The sequence below is a fragment of the Corallococcus sp. CA053C genome, from assembly GCF_003611675.1.
Classification (GTDB): Bacteria; Myxococcota; Myxococcia; order Myxococcales; family Myxococcaceae; genus Corallococcus.
Window position 1 is genome coordinate 1 of the sequence record NZ_RAWA01000831.1, and the last position, 692, is coordinate 692.

Consider the following 692-nt stretch of genomic DNA (forward strand, 5'->3'; position numbering starts at 1 on the left):
GCACGTAGCGGGGCGACAGCCGGGTGGCGGCGGCGTAGGCGGCGCGAGCCTCCTCCAGCCGGCCCAGGCGCTCACAGGCGACGCCCAGGTTGTTCTGCACGTAGGCGACGTGGGGCAGGAGGGCGGCGGCCTGGGTGAGGACCTCCACGGCGCGGGCGTTGTCGTTGGCGCGCAGGTAGGCGAAGCCCAGGTTGTTGAGCGCGTGGCCGTGCTCCGGGTCCAGGTGCACGGCCTGCTGGAAGCGCAGGATGGCGGAGCCGAGCTCGTTCGCGCCCAGGTGGGCACGGCCGAGCACCTGGTACACCTCCGGGTCCTCCGGGTCGCGCAGGAGGGCCTCTTCCCCCACGGGGACGGCTTCGGCGAAGCGGCCCTGCGACACCAGCAGCCGCGCCTGCTGCACCAGCGCCCCCGCGTCGGTGGGCTCCGCCTGCCCCAGCCGGGCGTAGGCGTCCAGCGCGAGCGCCGTGTCCCCGGCCAGCCGGGCAGTGCGCGCGAGCTGCGCGAGGGCCTCGGTGTCACCCGGCTCGTCGTGCAGCGCGCGGCGCAGCTCCGTCACGGCGCCGGACAGGTCACCCAGCTCGCGCAGGCCCTGGGCGCGGGCCCCGTGGTCCACGCGGCGGGCGTGCACGTGCGGCAGCGCGAGGCCGTTCCCTGTGGGAGGGGCCCCCACCGGCGCGGCCTCGGGGTCGAAG

General features: G+C 76.9%; 1 protein-coding gene. It reads right to left on the bottom strand.

What is annotated here, in order from left to right:
- Positions 1–670: tetratricopeptide repeat protein (locus D7V97_RS43450; RefSeq protein ID WP_233583628.1), on the bottom strand; the 670-nt coding region annotated here is incomplete at its 3' end.
- Positions 671–692 lie beyond the last annotated feature (22 nt).